At 70.5% G+C, this 7,186-nt stretch carries 8 protein-coding genes; 5 read left to right on the top strand and 3 right to left on the bottom strand.

The window, feature by feature from the left end; genetic code table 11:
- On the bottom strand, window positions 1-772 hold a 772-nt coding region (locus tag AC1DSO_RS24260), incomplete at its 3' end, for a LysR family transcriptional regulator (RefSeq protein ID WP_477071248.1).
- 99 nt (window positions 773-871) lie between these two features.
- Here AC1DSO_RS24260 and AC1DSO_RS24255 point away from each other — a divergent pair.
- Window positions 872-1,753 (top strand): SDR family oxidoreductase, encoded by an 882-nt coding sequence (locus AC1DSO_RS24255; RefSeq protein ID WP_477071247.1) that lies wholly within the window; start codon window positions 872-874, stop codon window positions 1,751-1,753.
- A 30-nt stretch (window positions 1,754-1,783) separates the two neighbouring features.
- Entirely contained in the window at window positions 1,784-2,263 is a 480-nt protein-coding gene (locus tag AC1DSO_RS24250; RefSeq protein ID WP_477071246.1) for an SRPBCC family protein, read from the top strand.
- Between the two features lie 16 nt (window positions 2,264-2,279).
- On the opposite strand, the gene AC1DSO_RS24245 is transcribed toward AC1DSO_RS24250, so the two are convergent.
- Complete coding sequence (locus AC1DSO_RS24245; RefSeq protein WP_477071245.1) at window positions 2,280-3,107, bottom strand: tetratricopeptide repeat protein; 828 nt, start codon at window positions 3,105-3,107, stop codon at window positions 2,280-2,282.
- Window positions 3,108-3,190: 83 nt separating this feature from the next.
- On the opposite strand from AC1DSO_RS24245, the gene AC1DSO_RS24240 reads away from it, so the two are divergent.
- Genes AC1DSO_RS24240 through AC1DSO_RS24230 form a run of 3 tightly spaced genes read left to right on the top strand, consistent with a single transcriptional unit; the run spans window position 3,191 to window position 6,218 of the window.
- Window positions 3,191-4,597 (top strand): leucyl aminopeptidase family protein, encoded by a 1,407-nt coding sequence (locus AC1DSO_RS24240; protein ID WP_477071244.1) that lies wholly within the window; start codon window positions 3,191-3,193, stop codon window positions 4,595-4,597.
- On the top strand, window positions 4,594-5,442 hold the full coding sequence (locus AC1DSO_RS24235; RefSeq protein ID WP_477071243.1) for a C40 family peptidase: 849 nt from the start codon (window positions 4,594-4,596) through the stop codon (window positions 5,440-5,442). Before AC1DSO_RS24240 ends, AC1DSO_RS24235 begins: the two co-directional genes overlap by 4 nt.
- Complete coding sequence (locus tag AC1DSO_RS24230; RefSeq protein ID WP_477071242.1) at window positions 5,439-6,218, top strand: alpha/beta hydrolase; 780 nt, start codon at window positions 5,439-5,441, stop codon at window positions 6,216-6,218. The genes AC1DSO_RS24235 and AC1DSO_RS24230 overlap by 4 nt, the downstream gene beginning before the upstream one ends.
- A gap of 237 nt (window positions 6,219-6,455) precedes the next feature.
- On the opposite strand, the gene AC1DSO_RS24225 is transcribed toward AC1DSO_RS24230, so the two are convergent.
- The gene (locus AC1DSO_RS24225; RefSeq protein ID WP_477071241.1) at window positions 6,456-6,968 is read right to left on the bottom strand and encodes a thioredoxin family protein; all 513 of its coding nucleotides are present in this window, start codon (window positions 6,966-6,968) and stop codon (window positions 6,456-6,458) included.
- Window positions 6,969-7,186 lie beyond the last annotated feature (218 nt).

Genomic DNA, 7,186 nt, shown 5'->3' with positions numbered 1-7,186 from the left:
TCCATAGGGCGATCTCCGGTCCATCGATATCGCCCCAATGGGCCAGCCGGCCGGCCGCCAGGTCGGGGCCAACCAGCGAGATTGGAAGCCGCGCGACACCGACCCCGGCGCGAACCGCGTCGCGGACCATGACCAACGAGGGCAGGCCAAGGACGGGATCGACCACCAGGGGCCCGGTCGCGTTCGTCATCTTCCAGGTCTCGATCCCTGATCCTGTCCCGCGCACGATCGCGGGGGCGGGGGATCCGTCCGTGGGCCGGGCGAGATCGGGACTGGCCACCGCCACCAGGCGATCGCGCATGAAGGCGCGCCCGACCAGGGTCTCGTCCGGATCCGGATTCACGCGGATCACCAGGTCGTAGCCTTCCTCGACCATGTCGACGGCCCGGTCCTCGGTCGTCACTTCCAGGCGGATGTCCGGGAATTTCATCGCGAACTCGGCAGCCAGCCTGCCCATCGCGATCTGCGAGAACAGCAACGGCGCGCTGATCCGCAGCAACCCTCGGGGCGTGCTGCCGCCCGAAGCAATCCCCGCCGCGGTCTCGTCCAGTTCGGTGAGCAGGGCGCTCGTGCGCTCGTGCAGGGCCCGTCCCTCCTGGGTGAGCTTCAGCGTTCGGCCGCCCCGCTCGAACAGGCGCAGGCCGAGACTGGCCTCCAGCTCCACGACCCTGCGCGACAGGGTCGCCTTGGGCCGTCCGGCGGCGCGGGCCGCGCGGCCGACCCCGCCATGCCGGGCGACCAGGTTGAAGTCGGCGAGGGCGAGCAGGTCCATGTGTTCCACCAGTGGGACGGATTGTCCAAATCTAGCGTCTATTGGCCAAGGTATGGATCACTAATTTGCCGGTGTCACTCGAACCCCGGAGATTTTCCCATGACCATCCTCGTTACCGGCGCCACCGGCCGTATCGGCCGCCAAGTCGTCCAGCAACTCGTCGCGCGCGACGCCGCCGTGCGCGTCCTGGTCCGCGATCCCTCGAAGGCCGACTTCCCGGCCGGCGTGGAGGTCGTGCAGGGCGACCTGCTCGACATCGACGCGCTGCGCGCGGCGTTCGCCGGCGTCCGCACGCTGTTCCTGCTCAACGCGGTGGCGGCCGACGAATTCACCCAGGCGCTGATCACCCTGAACATCGCCCGCGAGTCCGGCGTCGAGCGGGTCGTCTATCTGTCGGTGATCCACGCCGACCGCTTCGTGAACGTGCCGCACTTCGCGGTGAAGTCCGGCGCCGAGCGGATGATCCAGCAGATGGGCTTTTCGGCCACGATCCTGCGTCCCGCCTACTTCATCGACAACGACCTGACGATCAAGGACGTCGTCCTGAACTACGGCGTCTATCCGATGCCGGTCGGCGGCAAGGGCGTGGCCATGGTCGACGCCCGCGACATCGCCGAGGTCGCGGCGATCGAGCTGATCCGCCGTGACCAGGCGCCGGGCAGGCTGCCGATCGAGACCATCAACCTGGTCGGTCCCGACACGCTGACCGGGGCCGCCGTGGCGGCGATCTGGTCGGACGTCCTGGGCCGTCCGGTCGCCTATGGCGGTGATGACCCGTCGGGCTTCGAGCAGAACCTGGCCAACTTCATGCCCAAGTGGATGGCCTATGAAATGCGCCTGATGGCCGAGCGCTTCGTCGGCGACGGCATGATCCCCGAGGCCGGCGACGTCGCGCGCCTGACCCAGATCCTGGGCCGCCCGCTGCACGCCTATCGCGACTTCGCGACCCAGATCGCCGCCACCGCCGCCCAGTCGGCCTGACCGCTCAGTCCGATCCCAAGGAACACGACCATGATCTATTCAACCGCCACCATCCCGGTGAACCCCGAGGGCGAGACCAAGCTGACCCGGGCGCAAGCCTGGGCCGGCCTGGAGCTCAAGGCCCGCGACGCCCGCCTGTTCCTGCCGCCGGGCCTCTGCACCCGCTGTGATGTCGCGGAGGAGAGCGCGACCCATTTCGTGCGCGAGGCCACGATCGGCGGCGCCGACCTCCGCGAGATCGTCACCCTCGAGCCGCTGAGCAAGGTGACCTTCTTCCAGGCCACCGGCCCGCGTGAAGGYGCCATCATCAACGAACTGTTCGAGGATACGGACGGTGCGCTGCAGCTGCGCTTCTACTGCTATCTCGGGCTGCGCGGCCAGGCGCCGAACGGCCCGCAGGAACAGGCCGAGCAGGCGCAATTCGACGGCCCCACCGGTTACAAGGCCGCCTTGCTGTCGACGCTGAAACGGACCCGCGAACTGCTGGCGGAGGGCAAGCTCCAAGCCTGATGGCTGAAGCGCGGGCCTACTGCCCGCCGCCGGCCTTCAGGGCGTCCCACGAGCGACCGCCGCCGGCCTGGCCGGTGGCGGCGCGCAGATAGGCCAGGTTGTTGGCCACCAGTTCGGGCGGCAGGTCGGCGCGGGCCAGTTTCTCGGCTTCGGGCAGGCGGCCTTGCAGACCGACCACCAGGGCCAGGTTCTGGCGCACCTGGATCCCGGCCGAGGGCAGGGCGGCGGCGCGGCGCAGTTGGGCTTCGGCGCCTGGCAGATCGCCCCGGGCGGCCAGGTGCATGGCGTAGTTGGCCAGCGGCGTGGCCTCGTTCGGCGCCAGGGCCAGCGCCTGGCGATGGGCGGCGTCGGCCTCCTCGTCGCGCTGGGCCTGTTCGTAGGCCACGGCCAGCAGGGTCAGCGGCCGCCAGTCCTTCGGCGTCAGGGCGGCGGCCTTGCGGGCCGGCTCGATGGCGTAGAAGCCCTGGCCGCGCGCGACATGGGCGCGGGCCAGCTCCAGCAGCAGGGCGGTGTCGTCGGGATGGGCGATCAGGGCCTTAGTCGCGGTCTCGGCGGCGTCGTCGTTGCGCCCCAAGCCGCGCAGGGCCTGGGCCAGGCCCGCGCCTGCCTCGGCGTCGGCCGCGTCGGTCTCGAACTCGGCGCCCCAGAAGGCCGCGCGGGCCAGCGGGTCCAGCCGCCGGGCCTCGGCGCGCTGCTGCGGCGAGGCCTTGACCGGCTTGCTGGCGACCGCCTCCGGCGCGGGCTTGGGGGCGTCCGCCGCGAAGGCTCCCAAGGGGGCGCCGAGCGCCATCAGCACGAAAGCCGGGGCGAGAACGGTTGCGACGAGCGCGCGCTTGCGACACATGAAGACAGGTCTCCCGAAGGTGCGCCCATGATCCGGCGTGGCCCTCAAGGAATCGTTAAGCATAATTTTAAAGGGTTCCGCCGATGTCCGACGCGACGCATCCGATCCTGGCCTCGGCCGAGGGCGCGGCGATCCCGGTCCATCCGCTGACCGAGGTCGAGGTCGAGGGCTTCCTGGCCCAAAAGCGCGCGCCGGTAAGGACTTTCGCCGCCGCCAACAAGTTCACGGGCAAGGCGGGCCAGGTGCTGGCGGTCCCGGGCGCGAGCGGGGCGGTCGAACGGGTGCTGCTGGGCGTGGGTTCTGGCCGCGCGGATCTGTCGCTGTTTCGCACACTGGCGGGCAAGCTGGCAGCCGGCGACTACGTGCTGACCAAGCTACCCAGGGGAATCGATCCTAGCGAGGCGACCCTGGCCTTCGCGCTGGGGACCTACCGCTTCGACCGTTACAAGAAGAAGGGCGAGCCGATCGCCCGGCTGGTCGCGCCCAAGGGCGTCGACGCCGCCGCCGTCACCGCCACGGCCCACGCCTGCGCCCTGGCCCGCGACATGGTCAACACCCCGGCCAACGACATGGGGCCGTTGCAGATCGAGACCATCGCCCGCGAGATCGCCGAGAAATACGGCGCGACGATCGCCGTCGTCACCGGCGACGAGCTGCTGGTCCAGAACTACCCCGCCGTCCACGCCGTCGGCCGCGCCGCTGTTCCGGCCCGCGCGCCGCGGATGATCGAGATCAGCTGGGGCGACGCCTCGCACCCGCTGGTGGCCCTGGTCGGTAAGGGTGTGGTGTTCGACACCGGCGGCCTGGACATCAAGCCGTCCTCGGGCATGCGGCTGATGAAGAAGGACATGGGCGGCGCCGCCCACGCCCTGGCCTTGGGTCGGATGATGATGCAGGCCGCCCTGCCGGTGCGCCTGGTGATCCTGACGCCCGTGGTCGAGAACGCCATCGCCGGCGACGCCATGCGGCCCGGCGACGTGCTCCAGACCCGCGCCGGCCTGACCGTGGAAGTCGGCAATACCGACGCCGAGGGCCGCCTGATCCTGGCCGACGCCCTGACCCGCGCCGCCGAGCTGAAGCCGGCCCTGACCCTGGACTTCGCGACCCTGACCGGCGCCGCGCGGGTCGCCCTGGGGCCGTTCGTCATCCCGTTCTGGACCGCCGACGACAAGCTGGCCGGCCAAATCGAGGCGGCGTCGCGGGCGGTGCAGGACGCCCTCTGGCGCCTGCCCCTGACCGAGGCCTATCGCGAGGCGCTGGACAGCGACGTCGCCGATCTGAAGAACGACCCCGACGGCTGGGCTCAAGCGGGGGCAACGACTGCCGCCCTGTTCCTGCAGAAGTTCGCGCCTTCGGGCGAAGATGTGGGTCCCTGGGCCCACTTCGACGTCTTCGCCTGGAACCCCAAGGGCCGCCCCGGATTCCCCGTGGGGGGCGAGGCGCAGGCCATTCGCGCGGCCTTCGCCATGATCAAGGGCCGTTTCGCATGAGCTTGGACTTCCTTGGCGACGCCCGTGTCACCCTGGCCCGCGCCGATTTGGCCGACCAGCGCCTGGAAGGCCTGGCCCCGGCCGAGCGCTTCGAGGCCAGCGAGGTGATGGTCTGCGCCGTCCCGGCCACGGCCATCCGCGCGACGGCCTCGCCCGACGCCGAGCAGTGGGACCAGCTGTTGTTCGGCGAGGTTTTCCGGGTGCTGGAGATCAAGGACGGCTTCGCTTGGGGCCAGGCGGCGCGTGACGGCTATGTCGGCTTCGTCGAGGCCACGGCGCTGATGCCGCAAGGCGCGCCGCCGACCCACGCCGTCAGCGCGATCCGCACCTATGCGTTCAGCAAGCCCGACATCAAGTCGCGGCCTGACGGGCTGTACAGCCTGAACGCCCTGGTCACGGTCGAGGCCCGCGAGGGCCGCTTCGCCAAGGGCGTCGGGACCGGCTGGTTCGTCGAGGCGCACCTGACCGCCATCGGGCGCGGCGAGCGCGACTATGTCGCCGTCGCCGAGCGCTTCCTGGGCGCGCCCTACCAGTGGGGCGGCCGCGAGTCGCTGGGGCTGGACTGCTCGGGCCTGGTGCAGCAGGCGCTGTATGCCTGCGTCCGGACCTGTCCGCGCGACACCGACATGCAGCGCGGCTTCTTCCCGGAGGTGGCGCAGGCCGATCGCCGGCGCGGCGACCTGGTGTTCTGGAAGGGCCACGTGGCCATCCTGCTGGACGCCGACACCATCCTGCACGCCAACGCTCACCACATGGCCACGGCGATCGAGCCCTTGGCCGAAGCCATCGCCCGGATCGAGGCGGCGGGCATCGGCGCACCGCTCGGCTACCGGCGGGTTTCGTGATCGCGTCCGAGGTGATCCCACTCAGCGCCGGAGCGGCCAACGTCCTGCAAGGAGACCCGCCCGATCGCGTGATCGATGTGGTCTCGCGCGGCGAGCTGCACGCCTACCGCGTCGCCGCGCCGAAGGGGCGGGTGCTGGTCTGTCCTGGCGGCGGCTATCTGCGGCTGATGCATGACCGCGAGGGGACCGACATCGCCCAATGGCTCAATGGCCTGGGCTACGACGCCTTCGTCCTGGCTCACCGCCTGCCTGGCGCCCCGAGTGAGGACGGCGTCTGGCCCGAAGATGTGGCCCTGACCGACGGTTTGGCGGCCTTGCGCCACATCGACCGCGACCGGCCGCTGTTCGTGCTGGGCCTGTCGTCCGGCGGACATCTGGCGGGCGTCCTCGCCTGCCAGCCGGGCGCGGACGTCGCCGGCCTGCTGATCGCCTACGCGCCGATCAACGCCAACCACAGCGACCACAAGGCGCCGGCCGGCAAGCCCGACTATCCGCCCCCGCAGAAGCAGGCCTTCTACGACGCCTGGCCGATCGGTCTGGCGGCCGAGCCGCACGGCGTGCCGCGCTGTCCGGTGTTCCTGGCCTACGCCCTGCACGACCAGGCCGTGCCGATCGAGCACGCGCTGAACTTCATCCGCACCGCCCGCGACACGGGCCTGGACCTCGACGCCCACGTGTTCGGCGCCGCCCCGCACGGCTTCGCCCTGCGCGAGCTGGACGGGACCCAGGCGGCCTGGCCGGCGCTGGCGGCCCAGTGGATGGCGCGGCGCGGGTAGGGCCGGACCTTTCGTTTCCTTCTCCCCTTGCGGGAGAAGGTGTCAGCGAAGCTGACGGATGAGGGGTTGATAGTCTTGTCAGCTTGGCGACCAGCCTGTCCGCTGTCGCGGCGGACCCGGTCTTCGACCCCTCACCCGGCCCTCCGGGCCACCCTCTCCCGCAAGGGGAGAGGGCCCGCAAGGGGAGAGGGGAAGCGTTCTCCAAGGCTAGCGAGTGCGCCCGTGGGCGCCCGCCCCCTACTTCACCCACTGGGCCAGCCAGTCGACGATCGACTGCGGCGTCATGTGGCGGGCGTCGGTCAGGGCGAAGAAGGCGCCATCGTTGACCAGCTTGCCCTTGGTGTCGACCACCAGGAAGCTGGGCACGCCCTTCAGCTTGTCGACGCCGTAGCGGGCCGGGATCTGCATGTTGTGGTCGTAGCGCCCGACATTGATCGTCACGACCTCATAGTGCTTGTCGACCCAACGCTTGACGTCGGGCTGCTCGATCACGCCGGCGAACACGCGGCAGTCGCCGCACCAGTTGCCGCCCAGGTCGATCAGGACGAGCTTCCTGTGAGCCTTGGCGCGTTTCAGGGCGGCCTTCAGGTCCGCCTCGGCGTCGGCCTTTTCGTCATAGGGATAGGGCAGGGGCGTCGACAGGCCGTCGATCGACTTCAGCGCCACGGTGGGCGCGGCGGCGGCCCAGGACACGGCCGGAAACGCGGCGAGGGTAAGCAGGCCGGCGACGGCCAGGGCGCGGAACTTCATCGGCGGGGCTTTCCAGCGAACAATCGGTTCGCAAACCCTAGCGGCGCCATAGGAAAAGGGCCGCGAAGAAAACTTCGCGGCCCTTGCAGATTAGGTGATCAGCCCAAAAGGCGATCAGGTCTTCAAGTGATCAGGCCTTGGGCGGCGCGGTGGCGCCACCGGCGGCCGGAGCAGCCGGGGCCGCGGCGGCGCCAGCGGCCGGAGCCGTCGTACCGCCC

Source organism: Caulobacter sp. P4_E5, from assembly GCF_056401555.1.
Note: the sequence above shows the minus strand (reverse complement) of the source record. Positions and strands in the feature narration are given on the sequence as shown.

Bases quoted from the DNA above. Each gene is read 5' to 3' on its own strand.
- AC1DSO_RS24255 (WP_477071247.1), top strand. From the start codon at position 872: ATGACCATCCTCGTTACCGGCGCCACCGGCCGTATCGGCCGCCAAGTC.
- AC1DSO_RS24245 (WP_477071245.1), bottom strand. From the start codon at position 3,107: ATGTGTCGCAAGCGCGCGCTCGTCGCAACCGTTCTCGCCCCGGCTTTC.
- AC1DSO_RS24240 (WP_477071244.1), top strand. From the start codon at position 3,191: ATGTCCGACGCGACGCATCCGATCCTGGCCTCGGCCGAGGGCGCGGCG.
- AC1DSO_RS24235 (WP_477071243.1), top strand. From the start codon at position 4,594: ATGAGCTTGGACTTCCTTGGCGACGCCCGTGTCACCCTGGCCCGCGCC.
- AC1DSO_RS24225 (WP_477071241.1), bottom strand. From the start codon at position 6,968: ATGAAGTTCCGCGCCCTGGCCGTCGCCGGCCTGCTTACCCTCGCCGCG.